This is a genomic window from Massilia sp. YIM B02763, assembly GCF_030412015.1.
Lineage (GTDB): Bacteria > Pseudomonadota > Gammaproteobacteria > Burkholderiales > Burkholderiaceae_D > Telluria.
The window spans coordinates 59,010-83,493 of record NZ_JASNRD010000006.1; the positions used below are offsets into that span (position 1 = coordinate 59,010).

17 protein-coding genes and 1 pseudogene are annotated in these 24,484 nt (G+C 68.4%); 9 read left to right on the top strand and 9 right to left on the bottom strand.

Annotated elements, in window-relative coordinates; translation table 11 throughout:
• Positions 1-5: 5 nt before the first annotated feature.
• Positions 6-620: a (2Fe-2S)-binding protein gene (locus QPK32_RS10575; RefSeq protein WP_374046729.1), complete on the bottom strand. Its 615-nt coding sequence runs from the start codon at positions 618-620 to the stop codon at positions 6-8.
• Between the two features lie 152 nt (positions 621-772).
• On the opposite strand from QPK32_RS10575, the gene QPK32_RS10580 reads away from it, so the two are divergent.
• Positions 773-1,195, top strand: coding sequence for a hypothetical protein (locus QPK32_RS10580; protein WP_290412773.1), 423 nt, complete (start codon positions 773-775; stop codon positions 1,193-1,195).
• Positions 1,196-1,258: 63 nt separating this feature from the next.
• On the opposite strand, the pseudogene QPK32_RS10585 reads toward QPK32_RS10580, so the two are convergent.
• Positions 1,259-1,534, bottom strand: a pseudogene (locus QPK32_RS10585) (transposase); the annotation flags it as partial.
• Positions 1,535-1,702: 168 nt separating this feature from the next.
• Positions 1,703-2,287, bottom strand: coding sequence for a GTP cyclohydrolase I FolE (gene folE, locus QPK32_RS10590; RefSeq protein ID WP_290412774.1), 585 nt, complete (start codon positions 2,285-2,287; stop codon positions 1,703-1,705).
• Positions 2,288-2,430: 143 nt separating this feature from the next.
• Between folE and QPK32_RS10595 the strand changes: the two genes are divergently transcribed.
• A complete protein-coding gene (locus QPK32_RS10595; protein WP_290412775.1) occupies positions 2,431-3,312 on the top strand; it encodes a hypothetical protein in 882 nt (293 codons plus the stop codon).
• A gap of 32 nt (positions 3,313-3,344) precedes the next feature.
• On the opposite strand, the gene nudC is transcribed toward QPK32_RS10595, so the two are convergent.
• Positions 3,345-4,166 (bottom strand): NAD(+) diphosphatase, encoded by an 822-nt coding sequence (gene nudC / locus QPK32_RS10600; protein ID WP_290412776.1) that lies wholly within the window; start codon positions 4,164-4,166, stop codon positions 3,345-3,347.
• Between the two features lie 231 nt (positions 4,167-4,397).
• On the opposite strand from nudC, the gene QPK32_RS10605 reads away from it, so the two are divergent.
• Entirely contained in the window at positions 4,398-5,450 is a 1,053-nt protein-coding gene (locus QPK32_RS10605; protein WP_290412777.1) for a glycosyltransferase family 9 protein, read from the top strand.
• 5 nt (positions 5,451-5,455) lie between these two features.
• Here QPK32_RS10605 and QPK32_RS10610 read toward each other — a convergent pair whose 3' ends face one another.
• The 4 genes from QPK32_RS10610 to QPK32_RS10625 all read right to left on the bottom strand — a co-directional run bounded on the left by QPK32_RS10610 (position 5,456) and on the right by QPK32_RS10625 (position 9,537).
• On the bottom strand, positions 5,456-6,574 hold the full coding sequence (locus tag QPK32_RS10610; RefSeq protein ID WP_290412778.1) for a glycosyltransferase family 9 protein: 1,119 nt from the start codon (positions 6,572-6,574) through the stop codon (positions 5,456-5,458).
• A 4-nt stretch (positions 6,575-6,578) separates the two neighbouring features.
• The gene (locus QPK32_RS10615; RefSeq protein ID WP_290412779.1) at positions 6,579-7,421 is read right to left on the bottom strand and encodes a glycosyltransferase family A protein; all 843 of its coding nucleotides are present in this window, start codon (positions 7,419-7,421) and stop codon (positions 6,579-6,581) included.
• Positions 7,418-8,122: a DUF4254 domain-containing protein gene (locus QPK32_RS10620; RefSeq protein WP_290412780.1), complete on the bottom strand. Its 705-nt coding sequence runs from the start codon at positions 8,120-8,122 to the stop codon at positions 7,418-7,420. Before QPK32_RS10620 ends, QPK32_RS10615 begins: the two co-directional genes overlap by 4 nt.
• Before the next feature lie 248 nt (positions 8,123-8,370).
• A complete protein-coding gene (locus QPK32_RS10625; RefSeq protein ID WP_290412781.1) occupies positions 8,371-9,537 on the bottom strand; it encodes an MFS transporter in 1,167 nt (388 codons plus the stop codon).
• Between the two features lie 723 nt (positions 9,538-10,260).
• Between QPK32_RS10625 and QPK32_RS10630 the strand changes: the two genes are divergently transcribed.
• The 6 genes from QPK32_RS10630 (at position 10,261) to QPK32_RS10655 (ending at position 20,051) form a co-directional block, all read left to right on the top strand.
• On the top strand, positions 10,261-10,803 hold the full coding sequence (locus tag QPK32_RS10630; protein WP_290412782.1) for a gluconokinase: 543 nt from the start codon (positions 10,261-10,263) through the stop codon (positions 10,801-10,803).
• Positions 10,804-10,881: 78 nt separating this feature from the next.
• Positions 10,882-13,959, top strand: coding sequence for a TonB-dependent receptor domain-containing protein (locus QPK32_RS10635; RefSeq protein ID WP_290412783.1), 3,078 nt, complete (start codon positions 10,882-10,884; stop codon positions 13,957-13,959).
• Positions 13,960-13,972: 13 nt separating this feature from the next.
• Entirely contained in the window at positions 13,973-15,283 is a 1,311-nt protein-coding gene (locus QPK32_RS10640; protein WP_290412784.1) for a gluconate:H+ symporter, read from the top strand.
• 21 nt (positions 15,284-15,304) lie between these two features.
• Complete coding sequence (locus tag QPK32_RS10645) at positions 15,305-18,322, top strand: glycosyl hydrolase family 28-related protein (RefSeq protein WP_290412785.1); 3,018 nt, start codon at positions 15,305-15,307, stop codon at positions 18,320-18,322.
• 2 nt (positions 18,323-18,324) lie between these two features.
• A complete protein-coding gene (locus QPK32_RS10650) occupies positions 18,325-19,209 on the top strand; it encodes an alpha/beta hydrolase (RefSeq protein ID WP_290412786.1) in 885 nt (294 codons plus the stop codon).
• 29 nt (positions 19,210-19,238) lie between these two features.
• Positions 19,239-20,051 carry a ThuA domain-containing protein gene (locus tag QPK32_RS10655; protein WP_290412787.1) on the top strand — a complete coding sequence of 271 codons (813 nt, stop codon included), beginning with the start codon at positions 19,239-19,241 and terminating at the stop codon, positions 20,049-20,051.
• 130 nt (positions 20,052-20,181) lie between these two features.
• Here the strand turns inward: QPK32_RS10655 and QPK32_RS10660 are convergent, their stop codons facing one another.
• On the bottom strand, positions 20,182-24,378 hold the full coding sequence (locus QPK32_RS10660; RefSeq protein WP_290412788.1) for an ATP-binding protein: 4,197 nt from the start codon (positions 24,376-24,378) through the stop codon (positions 20,182-20,184).
• Positions 24,379-24,484: the final 106 nt, after the last annotated feature.

A 24,484-nucleotide genomic window follows, 5' to 3' on the forward strand; every position in this document is an offset into this window, starting at 1 on the left:
TCTCCTCAGGCCTGGCGCAAAACCACGCTATGGATGGCCTTGACGATGTTGGGATAGGCGCCGCAGCGGCACAGGTTGCCACTCATGCGCTCGCGGATCTCGTCTTCGGACAGGGCGCCGGGCGCGAGCTCGTCGCCGTCGGTCAGCATGCTGGCCTGGCGCGCCTTTACTTCGTCCAGCAGCGCCACGGCCGAACACACCTGGCCCGGCGTGCAGTAGCCGCACTGGAAGCCGTCGCAATCCATGAAAGCCTGCTGCATCGGATGCGGCGCGCCGTCCTGGGCAAGCCCTTCCACCGTGGTGATCTCGCGGCCGTCGTGCATGACGGCCAGCGTCAGGCAGGCGTTGATGCGCTGGCCGTCGACCAGCACCGTGCAGGCGCCGCACTGGCCGCGGTCGCAGCCCTTCTTGGTGCCCGTCAGGTGCAGCACTTCGCGCAGCGCGTCCAGCAGCGTGACGCGCGGCTCGATCGTCAAATTATGTTCCGTGCCATTGATCCGCAGCACCAAGGGCTGCGGTGGCACATGGGGCGCGGCATCGGGGCGCCGTTCAAGCAGGCTGTGTTCGTCGTCTGGCATTGCATCATCTCCGTTGCGGGGGGGCAGTCCGGACATGATCATCGAATTCGGGAAATGGCGGAGCGCGGCAGGATGTAATTCCTTCAAGAAATCAACGGCTTGGCGCGAATCGTGGCATGCGGCGTTGCAGCGACGGGCTGAGGGGTTCTATACTCGCAGGGTGATGCATACGAGCATCGTCTACAGGATTGCCCATGCGTGCCCCCTTACTTCTGCTGACCCCGCTGTTGCTGCTGGCCGGTTGCGTCAACGACTCGGCCAGCTACGTCATCGACGGCAGCGATCACGCCCTCACCGTGGCTGTCTCGCAGAACTATTTCTGGAGCAAACAGGCGAGCGTACGCCTGATCGCGGCGCGGCTTCCCGATTGCCAGCGCCAGTTCGACTTCGGCAAGGCCGCACTGGACGACCTGAATATCGAATTGTTTTCCACCGGCGAGGAATCCTTCCTGCTGCGCTCGGGCGACGAGATGTGGCAGGTCGAGACGCGCGGCTGCTCCCAGCTGCCGGAACCGTCGGCGGACGTGCAGGCGCAACCGATCGGCGTGTTCCACCTGGACGAAAAGAAACGCCTCGTGTTCGAGCCCGCCGAGGGCGCGGCAACGGCTGCCCAATGAGCTGCTGGCGAGCGGCTAGCGCTGCCCGGTCAGCTGGCGCAAGCGTCCGATCTCGGCCGTCCGGCCCAGTTGTTCGAGCGCCTGTTCGAGCAGCGTGCGGTCGCCTTCGCGCAGCATGGTCCATTGCGTGAAATACTCGTGCACGGTGCGCCAGGGCGGAAATTCGGGCGGCATGCTGCGCCACGCATTGCCGGTCTGCAGGAAGTACAGGACGGCGCAGAACACATCGTACAAGTCGTGCTTGCGCGGCCGGGTCTTGCGCCGCGCCGCTTCCAGCATGCCGCGCACGCCCTCGAACTGTTCTCGCGGTACGTCGCTTGGGAATTCTGGCCTGGCCATGGTATTCGCCTCAAAGTGACTTGGAGACGCACGATTCGGAACAGGTTCCCGGACAAATATTGATGGGTGTGCTTCCGCTCGACGGCTGACTACCGGATCTCCGTCAATACACAATAGCAGCGTGTCGGCGATCATGGCGCGCCATTGTGGTGCGCGCGGCGGCGGCGCTCAGTCGCGGGCCAGTGACAGGAATTCGGTCCGCAATGCCAGGTTCGGCTGCAATTCCCCCAGCAGGGCCGAGGTGATCGTTTCCTCGCCGGGCGTGCGGATGCCGCGGCTTTCCATGCACATGTGGCGGCACTTGATGACGACGCCGACGGCCTTCGGTTCCAGCACTTCCATCAGGGTATTGGCGATCTGTACCGTCAGGCGTTCCTGCACCTGCAGGCGCTTCGAAAACACGTCGACCAGGCGAGTCAGCTTGGACAGGCCGACGATCTTGCCGTTCGGCAGATAGCCGACCGTGGCCTTGCCGAAGAAGGGGGCAAGGTGGTGCTCGCAGTGGCTGTAGACGGGAATGCCGCGCACCACGATCAGTTCGTTGTATTCCTCGGCGCCGTCCTCGAAGGCCTTGAGGATCTCGACCGGGTCCTGGTCGTAGCCGGACGTCCAGTGCTTCCAGGCCTTGGCCACCCGCGCCGGCGTCTCGTGCAGGCCGGGCCGGTCGGGGTCCTCGCCGAGGCTGGTGAGCAGGCGGCGCCAGTCGCGCTCGGTGAAGGGGTCGCGGTCGTGCTTGTGGTCGTGGCTGGACATGATCAACCTGGCAGTGTCGATTGCCCGAAGTATATAGAAAACACACCAAATCACGCGCGAGCGCGCACTGTTTGCGCAAACCGGACACGTGCGTTGGCAGGACGCGCCAGCATGGTCGATATCCATCAATCCGGGAGAACAGCATGATGGGCAGCACTGTCGTGGAAGTCGCGATCGGCCTGACGTTTTGCTACGGCACGCTCGGCCTGATCGTCACCACCCTGCAGGAAGCGCTGGCGGCGGCATTCCGCCTGCGCGCCAACACCCTGCTCGCGGGCATCAAGACCATGCTCAACGATCCCGGCTTCGACGGCCTGGCGCGCGCCGTGTATGCGCATCCGCTCGTCAATCCGCATGCGGACGGCAGCCTGCGCGAGGAACGCGCGCTGCCCGCCAAGCCCTCGTACATCGAGCCGGCCCACTTCGCGATCGCCCTGGTCGACAGCCTGTGGCAGGCGCCCGGCGACTTCGTCCAGCTGGCCGGCGCGATCGACGCCATCCCCGACCCGCAGGTGCGCAAGGTCATGCAGGGCCTGTACGGCCGCGCGCGCGACCTGCAGCAGTTCCAGGACATGCTGGCCGGGTGGTTCGACAATGCGATGGCGCGCATGTCCGGCGCCTACAAGCGCAGCCAGCTCCTGATCTCGCTGCTGCTGGCGCTGCTGGTGGCGATCCTGTTCAACATCGACAGCATCCACCTGTTCCGCACGCTGTGGCAGCAGCCGACGCTGGCCGCCCACCTGGGCGACATTCCGGACGAACTGAATGCCGCCGCCCTGGATGCCATGATGGCCCTGCCGATCGGCTGGACCAGCTTCCCGCCCAGGCTCGGACTGGACTTCGCCCTGCAGGCGGCCGGCTGGCTGATCACCGCGTCGACCGCCATGTTCGGCGCGCCGTTCTGGTTCGACCTGATGCAGCGCGTGGTGCGCATGCGCGGCACCGGCGCCAGGCCGGACGACCTGCCGCTGGCGCTGCGCGTGGAAGGCAGGATCGCCGCCTCGGCCACCACGGCGCCGCGCTGAGGCGCGCGCCCATGACGGCGCGGCCGCGAGGTTCAGCGGCCGGGCGGACGATGGGCGTCGACCAGCATGCTCGAGATCGACATCTGCGGCACCCGCTCCGGCCATTCGTCGCCGGGCCCGAACCAGCGCGCCTCGACGATTTCGTTGGGGTCGGTGCGGACCTCGCCGTCCAGGTAGTCGGCCGTGAAGGCGATCATCAGCGAATGGGGGAAGGGCCAGGACTGGCTGCCGAAGTAGCGCAGATTGTGCACGCGCAAGCCCACTTCCTCGAACACTTCGCGGTGCACCGTTTCCTCGATCGATTCCCCCGCCTCCACGAAGCCGGCCAGCGGCACGAAGCGCTTGACCGTGTATTGCGCGTGCTGGGCCAGCAGGAAGGAATCTCCCTTGCGCACCAATACCATCATGGCCGGGGAAATGCGCGGATACGCCGCGTGGCCGCAGTTCGTGCACTTGAAGCTGCGTTCGCCCGCGGCCAGCGCAGTGCCGCTGCCGCACACGCCGCAAAAGCGGTGGGTGCGCGCCCATTCGGCGATCTGGAAGGCGCGTCCGGCCACGGCGACGAGGGCCTCGTCCAGTTCGCCGAACAGCGAACGCAGGCCGCGCCAGCCGTAGCCGGCGGGGGCCTGCGCCTCGTCGTCGATCCAGCCGGCCTGGGCATAGCGTCCGCCGAGCAGGCCGACCGGCTGCAGGCGCTGCGGATCGAGCCGCAGGCTGCGCACGACCTCGTGGTCCGGCAGGGCGAGATCGGCGTCGCGCACCAGCAGGCGGCCGGCGTGGAAGAGGAAGGAGAGCGGGTCGGCGCTTTCCTGCGCGACCAGCAGGGGCGTGAACGAGGCGGGCGTCTGGAGCATGGGCATCAATCCGTGGCAAAAACCGATCACCGATCATACCGCCTTTCCGCGGACCGTTCAGGCCATCGCCATCCCGAACTAATGCGGTAGAGCGCACTCCAATACTGGACCGCAGCCCAACGGGAGACCACGATGACCGACGCTCCGCTCGTGCTTGCTGCAAACAGGCCACAGATGCCTGAGCCGCCCCCTGCCGGCCCATGTCCGCAGTCGATCGTCACAGGAGGAGCCATGTCGCGCCGACCGCTGCTGCAACGTCTCGATCCCCCCTCGGTCGTCGTGTTCCGGGCGCTGCACCTGGGCGACATGCTGTGCACCGTGCCGGCCCTGCGCAGCTTGCGCGCCGCCCTGCCGCGCGCCCATATCGCGCTGGTCGGCCTGCCCTGGGCGCAGCAGTTCGCCGACCGCTTTGCCGCCTATGTCGACGAATTCATCCCCTTCCCCGGCCACCCTTTGCTGCCCGAGCAGCCGGCGCGGCAGGACACGCTGGCCCGCTTCTACAACCGGCTGTGCGCGCGCCGCTTCGCGCTGGCGATCCAGCTGCACGGCAACGGCGACATCAGCAACGACATCGTCACCGCCTTCGGCGCCCAGGCCATGGCGGGCTTCTGCCGGGGCCCGGCGGTCAACCGCGACAGCCTCGTCCTGTTCCCCTATCCGGAGATCGGCGCCGAACCGGAACGCCTGCAATCCCTGATGACGCAGCTCGGCGCCACGCCCGCCGGCACCCACCTCGAGTTCCCGCTGTCCCGCCAGGACGAGGAAGAGCTGCAGGCCAGCGGCATCGGCCAGGGCCTCGAACCGGGCGACTACCTGTGCATCCACCCGGGCGCGCGTACGCGCGACAAATGCTGGCCACCGAGCCGCTTCGCCGAGGTCGGCGACCGCCTGGCGGCCGAATTCGGCCTGCAGGTCGTGCTGACCGGCTCGGCCGCGGAGCGCGACCTCACCGCCGAGGTGGCCGCCCACATGCACCACACGCCCATCGACGCCGCCGCCCCGATCTCGATCGGCGCCATGGCCGTGCTGCTGCGCGACGCTCGCCTGCTGCTGTGCAACGACACGGGCGTATCCCACATCGCGTCCGGCCTCAAGCTCAAGAGCGTGGTCGTGTTCAGCAAGGCGGACATCGCCCGCTGGGCGCCACTCGACCGCATGGCCCACCGCTGCATCTGGGATCCGGGCGCCGAACGGGCCAAGGTCGTGCTGCAGCATGCGCGCGCGCTCCTGTCCGACACGGCGCCCAGCCGCCAGCGCAGCGTGGGCATGTGGCCGTACTGGTGACGCACTCAAGGCGCCTGTCCCGTCTCGTCCAGCGCCCGGCCGGCCAGCACCGCCACCTCGTCCAGGCCCACGTCGGCGACGAAGCTGGCGTCGTGCGGGCAGCGCAGCGCCACGTTGTCCTGCCCGCATACGGGGCAGCGGGTGCGCGCCGACAGCGCCGCATGCAGCAGCGACGGCCGCAAGGGCATGCCTTCGACCAGGTTCGTGAGCCAGAAGATGCCGACGCTGGGCACGCCGAGTGCCAGCGCCAGGTGCAGCGGGCCCGTGTCGTTCGATACCAGCAGGCGGGCACGCGCCAGCAGGCCGCACAAGCCGCCCAGGCCGAGGCGGCCGGCGAGCGGCACGGCCGGATGGCGCATGCGCCCCGCCACCTCGGCCACCAGCGCCGCCTCCGCGGGCGCGCCGTTGATGGCGACACGCAGGCCCTGCCGCGCCAGCCGGTCGCCCAGCGCCGCGAAGCGGTGGGCGGGCCAGCGCCGGCGCGGATCGCTGGCGCCGGGCTGCAGCACGGCCAGGCGCTCGCCGGGGACGGGCGGCAATGCCGCGGCGGCCTCGGCGCGGTCGGCATCGACGAGCGCCAGTTCCGGCACGGGCGGCAAGGTTGGCGGCGCGCCCGCCAGCCCGGCGATTTCCAGCAATGCCAGCCGGCGCGGGACAGGTTCGCGATACGGCAGCCAGCGGTCAAGCGGCGGCGCGTCGCGGGCGCGGGCGCCCACGCTCAGGCGCGCCCCGAAGCGCTGCAGGAAGGCGTTCGAATGGCGTCCGCCGCCGAACATCTGCAGGGCCACGTCCAACGACTGTTCCCGCATGCGCGCGATAAAGTCCTCGATGGCCTCGCCGTCGCCGCCCGTCCCCGGCGCCGCACCGACGCCGGGGACGGGCGGCATCACGGCGACATCGTCCACCGGTCCCGGCCTGCCGGCGAGGAAGTCGCGGTGCCATTCCTTGCCGACCAGGGTCAGGCATGCATCGGGATAGGCTTGCTTCAACGCGTGCAGGGCCGGCAGGGCGAACACGAAATCGCCGACCGCGTTCGGCCGCAGCACGGCGATCCGGCGCACGCCGGCCAGCGGCGGCCACTGCATGCACTGCGCTCCCTGCGCTCCCTGCGCGCGCTGCCGCATGGCGCTATCCCGGCATGCCGGCATCCTCCGGCGGCGCCAGCGGCAGCACGTACGGCGCATCGACGGCCCGTTCCGGCACCGTGGTCGGCAATTCCATGTGATAGGCGCCGGAAGGAAAAATGGCGCAGCCGCCGTAGCGCGCCATCACGCGCTGCTGGGCCAGCACGTCCTCGCCGCAATGCCGGGACGGCAGCTGGCGCCAGAAGTCGAACCCGCCGGCGGCGCGCAGCATGGCCGTGTCGAACAGGACGCAGCCGCCGACCCAGGCGACCTTGTAGCGTCGCGTGCTGGCGCGGTGCGCTCCCAGCCGCGCCTGGACGTGGAACAGGTTCGCCGCGCTGTGCAGGTGGTGGCGCTCCCAGGCCGCGCTGCCGGGCCGCACCGTCTCCGGCGTGACCGGACCGTCCCAGAAGGCGATCGCTTCCTGGGCGGGGCGCTGCCGGCCGAGGTAGCTCAGGCCGTGCAGGGCACTGCCGACGAAGCCGCAACGCTCCGCGCGGATGACGGCGAGCAGCCGCGTGAGGAGGTCGGGGTCGAGGATGACGTCGTCGTCGACGAACAGGCAATAGCGGGTGCGCACCTGGTCCAGCAAAAAGGCGCGCTGCTCGGCCATGCCGCGCACCGGCAGGCGGCGGAAGGGTTCCACGGCGCGGCCCGTGGCACGCAGCCAGCGCAGCACGGCGCTCACCTCGCCCTGGGCGCAGGCGTCCTCGTCGGACTGGTCGGCGATGACGATGCGCAGCTGCGGCCAGTCCTGGCTGCCCAGCGTGGCCAGCGTGACGGCCAGCGCCGCGGGCCGGTTGCGGGTCGGCACCAGCACGTCGACGAGCTCGGCCGCAGCGCTCACGGCGCCGCCCTCCCCGGCGCTTGCGCTTGGGCTTCCGCTTGCTGCCGCTTCTGCTCCTGTGGTTCCGGCTTCTGTGCCTGTCCGTTGAGATAGGGATTGAGGGCAGGATCGTTGTACATCTTGAACTGGCGGTAGACCTTGAAATAGGCCTGTCCGCTGCGCGCCTCGGCCAGCAGGGTGTCGAGGCAGGCCATCAGGTCCTGGCGCTGCACCTGCAGGCGCTCGAGCTTGGCGCTGCAGGCGCGCACGTGCTCCTCGCCGGCGTCCAGGCGCAGCGCGTGGATGCGCATGTGGTGGATCTTGAGCGCCAGGATCGACAGGCGGTCGATCATGGCGCCCGCCGTTTCGCTGGACAGGCGCGCGCCGGGCCGCGGCGCGCCATCGGGCAGCCCCGCGGCCAGGTCCGCCAGCAAGGCTTCGTCGATGCGCTCGACGGCGTCGTTGCGCTTCTGGTTGTAGCGGTCGATCAGGCGCTTGCCGGCGGCGATTTCGGACGGCGGCACGTCGAGCCGGCGCGCGCGGTCTTCCTCGTTCCAGAGCAGGCCGTTGTAGCGGTGGTTGGCATCGATCCATTCCCAGGCATTGCAGGGCGCAGTCCCCGCAGGCGGCGCGGACGCCCGCGACAGCACCGGCCAGTCGCGCTGGCGCAGCTGGCGGTCGTGGAACCAGGCAACGGATGCCGCGTCGATAGCGCTTTGCATGAAGACTCCGATCCGGGAACGGACGATGACTTCATTTGGAGTGCACGCTACCTGCTGGAGTTCGCCTCGCAACAGGTCCGCTTGGCACAGCGCAAAGGCAGTGCGGCCAACGGGCCGCCGGGTCCCGTCACGCGGCGTCGATGGCTGCCAGGCACGCGGCGCGGTACGGTGCCGCCGATGGCCGGCAACAGGCATGAAAAAAGGGCGGTGCCTTGCGGCGACCGCCCTTCGAAACAGGAAAACAGGAATTACTTGAGCATCTGCGAACGGCTGGCCACGAAGGCGATCAGCGCCGCCAGGCCGCCGACGTAGGCGATGGCGATCTGCATGCCCAGGCCCTGGGCGATGGCGCCCAGTACCGGGGGACCCATCAGGCTGCCGCTATAGGCCATGGTCGCGACGCCGGCCAGTGCCGCCGGGCCTTGCGCGCCGGCGGCGCTGAACACGAACGGGAACACCAGCGCCAGGCCGAGACCGGCGACGGCGAAGCCGAACAGGGCGAAATAGGCGTTCGGCGACAGCACGGCGAACATCAGACCGGCCGCACCCAGCATCGCGCCGCTGGTGACCAGGGGACGGGCGCCGTAGCGTGCCTTCAGCTTGTCGCCGACCAGGCGGGCCAGCAGCATCATCACCGAGAAGGCCGACAGGGCCAGCGGCGCCAGGCCGTCCGACGCGCCGAAGTGCTCTTTCAGGAACACGCCGCTCCAGTCGGCGATGCTGCCTTCGGCCATCGAGCCGAGGAAACCGATCAGGCCCAGGAACAGCAGCGGACCGCGCGGCAGCGAGAACGACTTTTTCTCGACGGTGGCCGGCGCATCGTCCGCGTCGAGCATGGTGTAGGCGAAATACAGCAGCGCGGCCAGGGGACCCGCCAGCATCAGGAAGTGGGTGCCCGGCACGATGTGCAGGCTGGCCATCAGGCTGCCCAGCGTTGCGCCGGCCAGGCCGCCGGCGCAGCCGAGGCCATGCAGCTTCGACAGTTCCGACTTGCCGGTGCGGGTTTCGCGGCTGGTGGCGGCCGAGTTGATGGCGACGTCGAAGGTGCTGGCGGTGATGCCCAGGCTCAGCACGGCCATCATCAACAGGGGCACGGTCGGGGCGACGCCGATCGCGATCAGCACGCACAGCAGGGCCAGGCCCGAGAACAGCAGGGTCTTGCGCGCGCCGAGCGAGCCCATCATGCGCGAGGAGATCGGGTAGGACAGCACGGCGCCGAGGCCGCCGCACAGCAGCACCATCGACAGGGCCGAGTGCGAGACGTGGACGCGTTCGGCCATGGCCGGGATGCGGCCGGCCCACGAGCCCATGATCACGCCGAACAGCGTGAACAGGATGGGCAGCGCGTGCGGCTGGACGAGCGCAATGGCGGGATTGCGCGAAACAGTGCTGGTGGCGGGCACAGGGTTTTGCATGATGGCTGGCGTTTTTAAGTGTTTGTTGTTCGGCACCCGCCGCGTCATGCGGCCTGGTGACTGCTTGCTAACAGGGTCTGAAAGCACAACGCCAACCGCAGGAGTGGTTGGCGTTGGGCATCTGATGGGGAGCAATTCTACGCGTCTGGAGAAATTTTTGGTTTTCCACGCGGAAAAAAATTCCTACTGTTTGTAACCGGGTACGAAAGCGTTGCACGCCGCCGACAAAGCACGCAAAATCTCGCGCATTCTCACATTTTTCTCAGCAATAAGCCTGTTTTTGCGAGCGATTTCGCCGACAAAGAAGCGTGATACCGGTTATTCGACAAGCGCATAAAGGTTACATCGACAACTCCATTTGTCACAAAATTATTACCTTAAGTCACCTTTCATGATGCGTAAGACAAGCTTGAGCCCGGGTATGAACATGCTCGCCGGGGCGTATGGAAGAGCACGCTTCAACCTCTCTTCCACCCTCGCGGCACGGGGCACGCGACTTGTGTTGTAAACACCACATCAATTCCAATCGATTCCGCCGCGCACAATTGATAGCGCTATCAACCTTGTCACTCTGGCGATACGGTCGTCGATGGCCGTTTTGGGGCGCACGAGTGGCTGGCCGTACTGCTGTGCAGCATGAATCGTGCTTTACAAACTTTTTTTGCTGCTAAAGACTTGTCAAAAAAAATGATAGCGCTAACGGTAGCCCAACGGAGACAAGCCATGCCACCAGCAAGCGATTCGCCCACCCTGCCGGCCTCGACAGGCCGCTGGGTGATCATGGGTGTGAGCGGATGCGGCAAGAGCACCATCGGTGCCGCCCTCGCCCACGCCAAGGACGTTCCCTTCATCGAAGGCGACGCATTCCATCCGGACGCCAACGTCGCCAAGATGTCGTCCGGCATTCCCCTCGACGATGCCGACCGTGCCGGCTGGCTGCAGGCCCTGGCCGACCAGATCCGCGGCGCGCGCGAGCGCGGCGCCGGCATCGTGGTGTCGTGTTCGGCGCTCAAGCGCCGCTACCGCGACCTGCTGCGCCAGGCCGACCCCGACCTGCGCTTCGTCCACCTGCAGGGACCGCGCGCGCTGATCGAACAGCGCATGCAGTCCCGCCCCGGCCACTACATGCCGCCGTCGCTGCTGGACAGCCAGTTGCGCGACCTCGAACCGCTGCAGGCGGGCGAGGACGGCATGACCCTCGACATCACGCTGGCGCCAGAGCTGCTCGTGGCCCGCATCGGCGCCGACACGGAAAGGACGGATTGAACTAGTTCGCATCCATTGGCGCAGCCTCCCACCGTCCGAGGAGGCACGCCGGCCACATAAAAAAGCACGGAGACAGACATGCGTACACCACAAGCAAGAACCCTGATCAACCTCGCCGTCGCCAGCGCCTGCTGCATGCTGGGCGCGGCCCATGCGGAGCAGGCGGCGCAGCAGGCGGCCCAGCCGGCTGCCGCGCAAGCCGACACGGCACAGGCCACGCCGGCCCCGGCACCCGTCGATACTGCAGCGCAGGCCACCCCGCCGGCGCCCGACGACCAGCAAACTCCTGCGGTACAGACCATGCCGCCGGCCCCCGTCGCCGGCGCCGCTGCGAACACCAACGTCGTGCGCATCTCCGGCTCGCGCATCGCCGCGCGCGGTTTCTCGCAGCCGACACCGACGACGAGCCTGTCCAGCGCCGACCTGGAAAAGGCGGCGAAACCGAACCTGTTCAACACGCTGGTGGAACTGCCGGCCCTGCAGGGCAGCACGGGTCGCACCACCAGCACCAACAGCACCTCGAGCGGCATCCAGGGCCTGTCCTCGCTGTCGCTGCGCGGCCTGGGACCGATCCGTACCCTGACCCTGCTGGACGGCCAGCGCGTGGTCGGCGCCAACGTCACCGGCGTCACCGACGTCAGCCAGTTCCCGCAGCTGCTCGTCAAGCGCGTCGACGTCGTTACCGGCGGCGCCTCGGCATCCTACGGCTCCGACGCCGTCGGCGGCGTCGTCAACTTCATCACGGATAAAAAGTTCGAAGGCTTCAAGGCCAACGTCGAGGGCGGCCAGACCAAGTACAACGACGACAAGAGCGGCACCGTGCAGGCCGCGTGGGGCAAGGCGTTCATGAACGACCGCCTGCACGTGACCGTCAGCGGCGAATTCTCGAAGGAGAACGGCATCGACGCGCCGGGCTTCGGCGAAGTCGGCGCCGGTGGCCGCGACTGGTACCGCAATACCGTCTACGAGCGCCGTCCCCTGTCGCAGACGAACGACGGCCGCCCGGAATACCGCGTCATCGACCACGCCCAGCAATACCAGTATTCGAAATACGGCCTGATCACGAGCGGCCCGCTGCAGGGTACCGCGTTCGGCGCCGGCGGCGCGCCCTACCAGTTCCAGTACGGCTCGAACGGCGTGCCGCTCGGGAACGGCCAGGTCAGCAACTGCGTCAACCCGTTCTGCGTCGGCGGCGACCTGACGGGCAGCGTCGGTTCCGGCACCAACCTGGCCATGAACTTCAAGCGCCAGGTCGCCTACACGCGCCTGTCGTGGGACCTCGACCCGGACAACGAGATCTACTTCACCGCCAACTGGGCGCAGGTGGCCTCGCACTTCACCCCGAACCCGGGCGCGGCCAAGCAGGCCAACCTGACGATCCAGTGCGACAACCCGTTCCTGCCGGCGTCGATCGCGGCGGCCTGCGCTGCCAACAACATCACCAGCTTCCAGTACGGCACGGCGAACGCGATCTTCCCGTCGAACATCAACGTCCACCCGACGCGTACCCAGCGCCGCTTCGTGGTCGGCGCCGACGGCAAGTTCAATCTGTTCGGCCGCGAATGGAACTACGACGCCTACGTCGAACACGGCGAGAACACCACCAACATCAACGTCCACGACATCACGCTCAACACGCGCTACAACAATGCGATCGATGCCGTGCGCCTGGCCGACGGCACCATCGCCTGCCGCAACGCGACGGCGCGCGCCAACGGCTGCCTGCCGTTCAACATCATCGGCAACAACCCCGTCGACCCGGCCGCCTGGCGCTACATCGCGCCGGAAGCGGGCCCGATCCAGCGCACCGAGCAAAGCCAGGACGTGGCCAGCTTCAACGTCAACGGCGAGATCTTCGACGGCTGGGCCGGTCCGATCTCGATGGCGACGGGCGCCGAGTACCGCCGCGAGAAGTACACGGTCAAGGGCGACCCGTACGGCGCCGGCGTGTCGCCCGACTCGCTGTCGCTGCCGGGCTACCCGGCCGACCCGACGCTCAACAGCACCATCGGCAACAACTGGTACGCCGGCAACTATCACAACGGCGGCGGCTCGTATAACGTGCGCGAAGCCTACGTGGAATTCAACGTGCCGGTGCTGAAGTCGGAGCGCTGGGGCGAGGCCAACATCAACGTGGCCGACCGCCAGACCAAGTACAGCACGGCCGGCAGCAACGGCACCTGGAAGCTGGGCGCCACCTGGAAGACCCCGGTCGACGGGCTGCGCCTGCGCGCCGTGACCTCGAAGGACGTGCGCGCGCCGAACCTGTCCGAACTGTTCGCGGCGCCCGTCGTCGTCAACAACCAAGTGCAGTACCAGGGCAACGCGATCAGCGTCCAGCAGCGTACGGTGGGCAACACCAACCTGCGCCCCGAGACCGCGCGTAACAACTCCTTCGGCATCGTGCTGAGCCAGCCGAGCTGGGCGCCGGGCTTCTCGGTCTCGCTCGACTACTTCGACATCAAGGTCAAGGACGTGATCTCCACGCTGACGATCCAGCAGGAAGTCGACCTGTGCGCGGCCGGCAACCAGGAGATCTGCTCGGCGATGGTCTTGAACAGCCCGGGCAACAACTACGTCACGGTGCAGAACTTCAACCTGGCGTCGCTGCATGCGAAGGGCTTCGACATCGAAACGGCGTACCGCAAGAACCTCGACGCCTTCAAGCTGCCGGGCCGCTTCACGTTCCGCGCGCTGGCCACCCGCAACCTGCACTTCATCACGGATTCCGGCGTGGTCGGCACGATCCCGAGCGAAGGCGCGGGCGTCAACCTGGGCAATACGCCGAAGTGGAAGGTGCTCGCCTCGCAGACCTGGGACGGCCTGCTGAACGACAAGCTGAGCCTGACCCTGACGGAGCGCTGGTTCAGCGACGGCGTGTACAGCAACGAGTTCATCGAGTGCCAGACCAACTGCCCGACCTCGACGCTGATCCACCCGACCATCTACGACAACCAGATGAAGGGCGCGACCTACCTCGACTTCGGCGGCAGCTGGAACATCTCGAAGCAGCTCATGCTGTACTTCAAGGTCGACAACCTGACGGACCGCGATCCGGAACCGGCGCCGCAGGCCAATCCGAGCTTCGCGATCAACCCGGCCCTGTACGACGTGGTCGGCCGCACCTATCGCGTCGGCCTGCGCTACAACTACTGACCGGGGCGGGACCGTGTGGAACATCCTGTCGGTGCTGCTGGCCGTCGGCCTGCTCACCGTGCTGATCGCCTGGGGCAAGGTGCAGCCGCTGCTGGCATTCGTGCTGGCGGCGCTGGTCGCCGCCCTGCTGCTGGGCATGCCGGCGGCGAAGATCCCGGGCGCCATCGAGAAGGGCATCGGCGACTTGCTCGGGTCGCTGGTCGTCGTGATCTGCCTGGGCGCCGTGTTCGGCAAGCTGATCGCCGATAGCGGCGCCGCCCGCCAGATCGCCGCGTCCCTGATCGGGACGACAGGGTCGGCCCGGATTCCGGTGGCGATGACCGTCACCGGCTTCGTCGTGGGCCTGCCGCTGTACTACAACGTCGGCTTCGTGCTGATGGTGCCGCTGATCTTTTCGCTGGTCCAGCAGTCGGGCCGCCCGGCCGTGGCGCTGGGCATGCCGCTGCTGGCCGGGCTGTCGATCGCGCACGGCTTCCTGCCGCCGCATCCGTCCGCCACGGCGCTGGTCGTGGCCGTGCATGCGGACATGGGCAAGACGCTGCTGTACGGCCTGGCCGTCGCGATCCCGACGCTCATCATCGCCGGCCCCGTGTTCGCCATGAGCCTGAAGAACATCCGCGCCGAACCGGCGCCCATGTTCCGCAACGCCCAGCCGGTGGAGACGACGCCACCTGGCACCTTCAACTGCTTCGCCACCGCGCTGCTGCCGGTCGTGCTGCTGGCCGCGCTCACGCTGGTCACGCTGGTCCGGCCGGACCTGGCGGAGCCGCTCGCCTTCTTTTCCAACCCGTTGGTCGTGATGCTGGTCTCCTACTTCGTCGCGATCTGGACGCTGGGCCTGGCCCAGGGGCGCACGCTGGCGCAGGTGATGCAGGGGGCCCAGGAAGCGCTGCGCGAGATCGCGCCGATCCTGCTCATCATCGCCGGCGCCGGCGCCCTGAAGCAGGTGCTGATCGATTCCGGCGTCAGCGCCGAACTGGGCGCGCAGCTGGCCACGCTGCCGGTGCCGCCGCTGCTGCTCGGCTGGTCGGTGGCGACCCTGATCCGCATCTGCCTCGGCTCCGCCACGGTGGCCGGCGTGACGGCGGCCGGCGTCGTCGGCCCGCTCGTGCAGAGCTCCGGTTGCGACCCGAACCTGATGGTGCTGGCCGTGGGCGCCGGGAGCCTGATGTGCAGCCACGTCAACGATTCCGGCTTCTGGATGTTCAAGGAATATTTTGGCCTGTCGCTGAAGGACACCTTCCGCTCCTGGTCGCTGATGGAAACCCTGGTCGGCGTGTTCGGCCTGCTGTTCGTGCTGTTGCTGTCGCTGTTCGTTCGATAAAAAAGAGAGAGGGGACACACCATGAATTACCGACTTACCGCACTGGCGCTCGCCATGGCGCTGGCGCTGCCGGCGCATGCCGCTTCCGTTTCCAGTTACCAGACCATGCCGGACGACCCGCATGCCGTCGTCGTCAAGGGCGCTCGCGGCGACGGCAAGGCCGACGACACGGCCGCGATCCAGCAGGCCCTCGACGCCGCGGCCGACAAGGGCCAGGGCGGCATCGTGTTCCTGCCCTCGGGCCGCTACCGCATCACGAAGAGCCTCCTGATCCCGCTGGCCGTGCGCCTGTACGGAGTGGGACCGACCCGTCCCGTGTTCGTGCTGGCGCCGAACACGCCGGGATTCCAGCAGGGCGTGGCGAACATGGTGATCTTCACGGGCGGCGACCAGTACACGGTCGGCAAGGTGCCGATGCCGGTGCCCAGCGCCGTCCCGTTCGACCCGCAGAACAAGCCGGTGCGCGACGCCAATTCTTCCACCTTCTATTCGGCGCTGTCGAACGTCGACTTCGAGATCGGCGACGGCAACCCGGCCGCCGCCGCCGTGCGCATGCACACGGCCCAGCACTCGAACCTGTCGCACATCGACTTCCACATCGGTTCCGGCCTGGCCGGCGTCTACCAGGTCGGCAACATCGCCTACGACCTGAAATTCCACGGCGGCCGCTACGGCATCCTGAGCGAAAAGACCTCGCCGGCCTGGCAATTCACGCTCGTCGATGCCAGCTTCGAGGGCCAGCGCGACGCCGCCATCCGCGAGCACGAAGCGGGCCTGACGCTGGTGAACACGGACATCCGCAACACCCCCGTCGGCATCGACATCGACCGCGGCTACGGCGACTGGTTGTGGGGCAAGGGCGTGCGCTTCGAGAACGTGTCGAAGGCCGCCGTCGTCATCAGCAACGAGGACAACGTCTACACCCAGGTCGGCTTCGAGCGCGCCAGCGCGCGCAACGTGCCGACCTTCGCGCGTTTCCGCGACAGCGGCAAGACGCTGGCCGGGGCCGGCCGCAACTACGAAGTCACGGAATTCAACTACGGCATGAAGCTCGACCAGCTCGGTACGCCGGGACGCTTCGACACCAACTACAAGACGGCGGCGCTGAAGGATGCGAAGGCGCCCGCCCCTGCCCTGCGCGCATTGCCGCCGACGAAGGACTGGGCCAATGTGCGCAGCTTCGGCGCGAAAGGCGACGGCAAGACGGACGACACGGCCGCGATCCAGAAGGCCATCGACAGCAAGCGCACCGTCTACCTGCCGCTCGGCTTCTACCTCGTCAACGACACGATCCGCATGAAGCCGGACACCGTGATCGTCGCCCTGCATCCGGGCCTGACCCAGCTCGTGCTGCCGAACGGCTCGCCCGCCTTCCAGGGCGTCGACGGACCCAAGGCGCTGCTCGAGAGCGCGCGCGGCGGCGACGCCATCGTCTCCGGCATCGGCCTGGCCACCGGGGAAGTCAACAACCGCGCCGTGGCCCTGCTGTGGCGCGCCGGAGAACGTTCGCTGGTGGACGACGTGCGCATCCAGGGCGGCCACGGCACCCGCCTGTACGACGGCTCGCGCGCCGACCCGTACCAGAAGAACGGCAACTGGGACACGACCGCGTGGTGGGACCGCCAGTACCCGAGCATCTGGGTGACGGACAACGGCGGCGGCACCTTCTCCGGCATCTGGTCGCCGAGCGGCTACGCGCAGGCCGGCTTCTACGTGTCGAACACGAAGACGCCGGGCTATGTGTACGAGCTGTCGGCCGAGCACCACATCCGCAACGAGATCGTGCTGGACGACGTGCAGAACTGGGAATTCCTGGCGCCGCAGACGGAAGAGGAAGTCCGCGACGGCATGGATTCCGTGTCCTTCGACATCCGCAATTCGAAGAACATCCTGATCGCCAACTACCACGGCTACCGCGTCACGCGCTCGATCAAGCCGGCGCCGACGGCCGTGCGCATCGAGAACTCGAGCGACATCCGCTTCCGCAACGTGCACGTGAACGGCGAAAGCGGCTTCGCCACCTGCGACGACAACGGCTGCGCCACCTATCTGCGCGCCTCGAAGTACCCGTACGAGAACGCGATCACGGACGCCACCCACAAGATCCAGGTGCGCGAGCGCGAGTTCGCGGTGCTCGACTACACGGGCAAGCAGGCCAGCGCACCCGCCGCCCAGGGCAAGGTCGACAAGCTGGAAGGCGATTTCTATTCGATCGCCGGCGCCGCCGTCGACGCCCAGGGCCGCCTGTACTTCGTCGACCGCCATTTCAAGCGCATCTACCGCTGGGACCAGGCGGGCGGCCTGGCGATCGTGCGCGACGCCCCGCTCGACCCGATCAACCTCGCCATCGACAAGAGCGGCAACGTGATGGTGCTGTCGCACTACGGCAAGGAAGCGGGCGTCTACACCTTCAAGCCGGACGCGCCGCGCAGCCAGCTCGCGATGATCAAGCCCACGCCCGTCGCGCAACGCGCCGACACGCAGGTGGCGATTCCCGTGAACTTCTGGCAGAACGGTGAATTCCAGGACCAGCTCGATCCGAAGACCTATGAATTCACGACGCTGGCCGAGATGTTCGCGCGCGACGTCGCCAAGCCCAAGGCGCAGGAATACGTGTCGCCGGACGGCAGCCTGGCGTTGCCGGCGTACCGCGTGCTGCGCCAGGGTCCGACGGACCACATGGGCTACCGCTGGTCGGACACGCTCGACACCCACGGCTTCACCTATGGCCGCGTGGGCGAGCGCGTCGTGTTCACGAACGGCTCGGAGAACCGCACCTTCAGCGGCCTGCTGGGCGCGGGCGGCGCCATCACGGACCTGAGGATGGTCGCCGACCGCGGCGGCGAGAGCGCGGCCGTGGGACCGGACGGCAAGGTCTACGTCGCCAACGGCCAGGTGTTCGTCTACGGCCAGGATCCGAAGCAGCCGGTCGGCCGCATCGACGTGCCGGAGCGTCCGCTGCAGCTGATCTTCGGCGGCGCGGACAAGCGCACGCTGTTCATCCTCACGCACCACAGCCTGTACTCGACGCGGATCTGACCATGAAACGTGCCCTCCTCCCCCTGCTGCTGGCGCTGGCCTGCGGCGCTTCCATCGCCCAGCAGCAGGCGGCGCCACCAGCGTTCCAGTTGTGGCCGGACGGCGCGCCCGGCGCCGAGAAGCGCCACGGCGAAGCGGAAAAAGTCGCCGACGGCGTCTACTTCAGCAACATCCACGACCCGTCCCTCACCGTGTCGCGCGCCGACCCGCGCCATGCCAACGGCGCCGCCGTCGTCATCGTGCCGGGTGGCGGCCACCGCATGCTCGTGTTCCAGAACGAAGGCATGGTGGCGGCCAAGACCCTGAACCGGATCGGCGTCTCGGCCTTCGTGCTGAAGTACCGGCTGGCGCGCGATGGCGGGTCCGGCTACGACATCGAGCGCGACGCGGCGGCCGACCTGCGCCGCGCCGTGCGCTGGGTCCGCGCCCATGCGGCCGAGTATGGCGTCGACCCGCAGCGCGTGGGCGTGATGGGTTTCTCGGCCGGCGGCGAGCTGGTGTCGCTGGTGGCGGACAATCCGGAGAGCGCGCCCGCCCCCGCGCGCGATGCCATCGACAAGCTCAGTGCGCGGCCGGACTTCCAGGTGCTCGTGTATCCTGGCCCGCTGGGATCGCCGGCCAAGGCCGCGGACAAGGCGCCGCCGGCCTTCATCGTGGCCGGTTCGAAGGACAGCTGCTGCATGCCGCCGGCCCTCAAGCTGTACCAGCAGCTGGTCGCATCGGGCGTGTCGGCGGAACTGCACCTGTACGCCGACACCGACCATGCCTTCAATATGGGGCAGCGCGGCGAGCGCGTCTCGCTGCAGCACTGGCCCGACCGCCTGGCCGACTGGCTGGCGGATGGCGGCTGGCTGATCGCGCGCGGCGCCAGCGTGCCCGCGCCTTGACCCTTTCGCCCATAGGAGATGAGTACCGCATGAAACGCGCAATGACGCCGGCCGCCGCGCTGGCCACCACCCTCGCGCTGGCACCCCTCGCTGCCCCGGCCGCGACGCTCACGCTGGCGCCGGGTGCCGGGACCGACATCCAGTACAAGGTGCTGGTGCTGGCCATTCCGAACAAATACCACTACGAGTACATTCCCGTGGCGCGCGACAGCCTGGAGCACCTGGCCAAGCTGCACGCGTTCCAGCTCACCTACACCAACAAGCCCGAGATGTTCGAGGGCGACCTGAAGCAGTATGCGGCGGTGGTGTTCCTGAATACGCCGGGCGAAGAGCTGAACCCGGCCCAGCGCGCGAAGTTCGAGCAGTACATGCGCGAAGGCGGCAATGCCGTCGTCGTGCACCGCGCCGCGATCACGCCGCCGAACAACTGGGTCTGGTACGAAAAACTGGTGGGCCGCTCGTTCACCAACCACCCGATGCTGCAGACGGCCGCCGTCGACGTCGTCGACCCTGGTTTCCCCGCCGCCTACGGCATCCCGCAGCGCTGGATGTGGAGCGACGAGTGGTACGTCACCACCAACCCCTACAAGATCGCGATCCACCCGGTGCTGAACGTGGACGAGCGCACCTACGATCCCGAGAAGATCTGGCCAGGACAGGTATCCAAGGGCATGGGCAAGGACCACCCGGTGGCCTGGTACCACGAAGTCGAGAAAGGCCGCGTGTTCGTCACCACGCTGGGCCACAACGGCGAGATGTACCGCGATCCGCAGTACCTGAACCACCTGATGGGCGGGATCTGGTGGGCTGCGACGGGCAAGGGCCAGGCCGCCAGCCGGTAGGAACTGGCCGCACCACTACGTCGCCCCTGCGAAGGCAGGGGCCTAATTTCGCGTGCGCAGCCGGCGTGCAAACATTGGGCCCCTGCCTTCGCAGGGGCGACGGTCTTTCCATCGACAAGAGACTCAGTCCCTAATCGGCCCGCCGCGCCGCCGTCTCGCGCAACAGGCTGTCGACGCTGTCGAAGTCGGCCGGCTTGGTGAGGTGGGCGTCGAAGCCGGCCTCGCGCGAGCGCTGGCGGTCCTGCTCGGCGCCCCATCCCGTCAGGGCCACCAGCGTGACCGTCTCCATGCCCTCGGCCCGGCGCAGCTCCGGCGCCACGTCGAAGCCGCTGCGGTCCGGCAGGCCGATGTCGAGGAACACGGCGTGCGGGCGGAAGCGCGGCGCCTCGGCCAGCGCGGCGGCGCCGTCGTGCACCACGCGCACGGCATGGCCGCTCATCTCCAGCAGCGCGCCCAGCGTCTGGGCCGCGTCCACGTTGTCGTCCACCACCAGCACGCGCAGCGCCGCGGCGTCGCGGGCAGCCTCGGCGGCGACGGCTTCCGGCGTCTCCACGGGCGCGGACAGGTCCAGCGGCAGGAACACCGTGAAGCGGCTGCCCTGCCCGGGGCCGCCGCTCTCGGCGCCCACGCGGCCGCCATGCAGCTCCACGAGGCGCCGGACCAGGTTCAGGCCGACGCCCAGCCCGCCCTGGGCCATGCTGTGCGTGTTGTTCGCCTGCGCATACATGTCGAACACGTGGGGCAGCATGTCGGGGCCGATGCCGATGCCGTTGTCGCGCACCGACAGCGCGACCTCGTTCCCGTCCACCCGCGCGGCGACGTCGATGCGGCCGCCCTTGGGCGTGTACTTGGCCGCGTTGTTGACCAGGTTGCTCAGGATCTGGGCGACGCGGTGGCGGTCGACGTGCAGCACGACGGCTTGCTGGGGCAGGTCCAGCGCCAGCCGGTGGCCGCCTCCCTCGACCAGGGGCATGCTGATCTCGAGCGCGTCGGCGACCACCTGCTGCAGTTCCACCGGCGCGCGCCGCAGCTCGACCTTGCCCTCGGACAGGCGCGCCATGTCGAGCAGGTCGTCGACCAGGCGCACCATGTGGTCCACCTGGCGCCGCATCATCGCGTGCACCTCTCCCGACCCGGGGACGGCGCCGTTGCCGGCCCGGATGCGCAGCAGTTCCAGGCCGGTGCGGATCGGCGCCAGCGGATTGCGCAGCTCGTGCGCCAGCGTGAACAGGAAATCGCTCTGCATGCGGTTCTTCTCGGTCAGCTCGCCGGCCAGGCGGCGCAATTCCTGCTCGGCGTGCTTGTGCGTGCTGATGTCGAAGGTGACGCCGTCGAAGCGCACCGGCAGGCTGCCCGCGCTCATGTCGCACCAGCCGATCGCGCGCAGCCAGCGCCGGCCGTCGCCGCTCCGGAATTCCAGGTCGAGCGCCGTGCCGCGCAGGGTGGCGGCCTCGATGCAGGACGCCAGGCGCTCGCGGTCGGCCTCGTCGACGGCGCCCAGCAGGTCTCCCGGCGCCACATCGCGCCGCCCTTCCAGGCCCAGGTGGGCCTGCATCTGCGGGTTCAGGCGGTACTTGTCGAACGGCGCATCGGCATACCAGACGCCGATGTCGCCGGCGCGCGCCACCTGCTCCAGGCGCTGCTGCAGCGTGGTGCGCGTGTGGATGTCGACCACGGTGCCCACGTAGCCGGCCGGCGCGCCGTCGTCATCGAAGCGCGGCATGCCCGCATCGATGAACCAGCGATACTTGCCGTCGTGGCGGCGCAGGCGGTAGTCGAGCGAGAACGGGGCGTGCCGCGCGTTCGCGTCGAGGAAGGTGTCGCGTGCGCGGTCCATGTCGTCGGGATGGACGTTGTCCAGCCAGCCCAGGCCCAGGTCCTGCTCCGGCGTGCGGCCCGTGTAGTCGTACCAGCGCTTGCTCAGGTAGGTGCACCGGCCGTCGACGTCCGTGGTCCACAGTATGACGGGCGCGACGTCGATGATCGAGTGGAAATACGATTCGCGCAGCGTCAGCTCATCGCGCTGCAGGCGGCGCTCGGCCGCCAGTTCCAGCTGGCGCTGCACGCGCGCCAGCAGCTCGCTGGCGGCGAACGGCTTGACCAGGTAGTCGTCGGCGCCCGCCTGCAGGCCCTCGACCTTGGCTTCCTCTCCGGCGCGCGCCGACAGCAGCATCACGGGCAGGTGGCGCAGCGATTCGCTGGCGCGGATCCGGGCGATCAGGCCGAAACCGTCCAGCCTGGGCATCATCACGTCGCTCAGCAACAGGTCCGGCAAGTGCTCTGGATCGGCCTGCAGCAGCGCGAACGCGGCCTCGCCGTCGGCGCACACGGACACCTGCGCATGCGGATCGAGCAGCGACTTCAGGTAGGCGCGCATGTCGTTGTTGTCGTCCGCGATCAGGATGCGCGGCAGCGTGCCGGAGGTCGCCCCGGCGCGCGCCGGCGCGGTGTCATCGTCTCGCCGCTGCGCCGGCGCCGTTTCGTCCGGCAGCCAGCGCAATGCTTCCTCGACGAAGGCGGCGCCCATGCGGCCTCCTTCCTGGTCCGATGCCTGGTTGCGCGTGTCCTGCGCATGCACGATGCGCTCTTCCGGCAGGTGGCCGTGGCCGAACGGGATGTCGACGACGAACCGCGTGCCCTCGCCCAGCACGCTGTCGACGGCGATCGCGCCGCCGTGCAGGCGCACCAGCTCCTGGATCAGCGCCAGGCCGATGCCGGTACCCTCGAAGGTGCGGCCGGGCGTGCCTTCGATGCGGTGGAAACGCTCGAACACGCGCGGCAGCTCCGCCTCCGGGATGCCGCTGCCGGTATCGCGCACCGACAGCCGCGCCATGTCCCCGTGGCGCGCCAGGCTGACCGAGACGCCGCCGTGCAGCGTGAACTTGAAGGCGTTCGACAGCAGGTTGAAGACGATCTTTTCCCACATGTCGCGGTCGACGTAGACCGGCTCGCCCAGGTCCTGCAGGTCGAGGCGGTAATCCAGGCCGCCCTTGTCCATCGCCGACTCGAACACGCTGGCCAGGTCGCCCGTCAGGCGCGCCAGGTCGAGCGGCTCGTAGTTGGCCTGCACGCGGCCCGCCTCGATGCGCGAAAAGTCCAGCAGCGAGTTCACCAGCTTCAACAGGCGCAGCGCGTTGCGGTGGGTGACGTCGATGCGGCGCCGCTGGATGGGCGGCAGTGCTTCCTCGCGGTCGGCCAGGGCATCGTCGAGCGGTCCCAGGATCAGCGTCAGCGGCGTGCGGAATTCGTGCGAGACGTTGGAGAAGAAGGCGGTCTTGGCGCGGTCGATCTGGGCCAGCTCCTCGGCGCGGCGCTGCTCCTTTTCGTAGGCGACCACGTTGCCGACCGCCGTGTTGATGGCCGCGCCCAGCAGCTCGTAGAAATTCAGGTACTCGGCATCGAGGGCGCGCGCGGCGCTCACGCCCGCCACCACGAAACCGTACAGCTCCGGCTGGCCCGGCGCCGTGATCGGCAGGACGATCGCCTTGTCCGGCGGCGCATCGTAGGGCCCGCACTTGACGTCGCCGAGGCGCGCTGCCAGGCCGTCGGCTTGCTGGGCGCTGCGTTCGCGTTTCGTGCGCGCGAACGGCCACAGCGCGTCGTCCAGTTCCGCCACGGGCGGGGCCATGTGCGCGTGCGCGTCCATGCCCGCGCCGGCGCGCAGCAGCAGCTTGCCGCTGTCCGGATCGATCTGGTACAGCAGCACGAACGGCAGGTCGAGCGCCATGTTCTGGTACTGCGCTTCGATGTCGCGCCCGATGTCGCCGATCGCGCGCGCATCGGAGATCGCGGCGCTCAGGTCGCGCAGGCACTGGTTGCGGCGCGCGCTCAGCACCGCCGCCGTCGCCTCCGAGATCGGATGGAAGATGCCGCCCACCTCGCCCGACTCGGCGCGGATCGGCGAGAACGAGAAGGTCATGAACGCTTCCTCGAGGTAGCCGTAGCGGTCGAGGAACATGCGCTGGTCGCGGATGTACGTGCCTTCGCCCTGGTGGGCGCGCTCGAACTTGTCGCCCACCACCGGCAGCGCGCTGGCCCACACCTCCTTGAACGGCGCCCCCATCGATGCCGGGTGCAGGTCGCCGCAGATCGGGCGGTAGGCGTCGTTGTAGATCTGGATGTCGTCCGGCCCCCATGCGATGAGGATCGGGAAGGTCGACGACAGGCACAGGCTGACCGAGGTGCGCAGGCTTTGCGGCCAGGTGGCGGGCGGCCCGAGCGGCGTCGTGGACCAGTCCATCGCGCGGATCAGGGCGCCCATCTCGCCGCCGCCGGCGAGCCAGCTCAGGTCGTCGTTCGGAGCGGAGGGCGAGTATGGAGGGGACATGGGTGCAATGGGTGACGGGACGTGGAGGCGCTCATTGATGACGAACGCCACGATATTGTACGGCAGTTACGTGCCCGCAACCCATCCATTGGCGAACACGCCACAC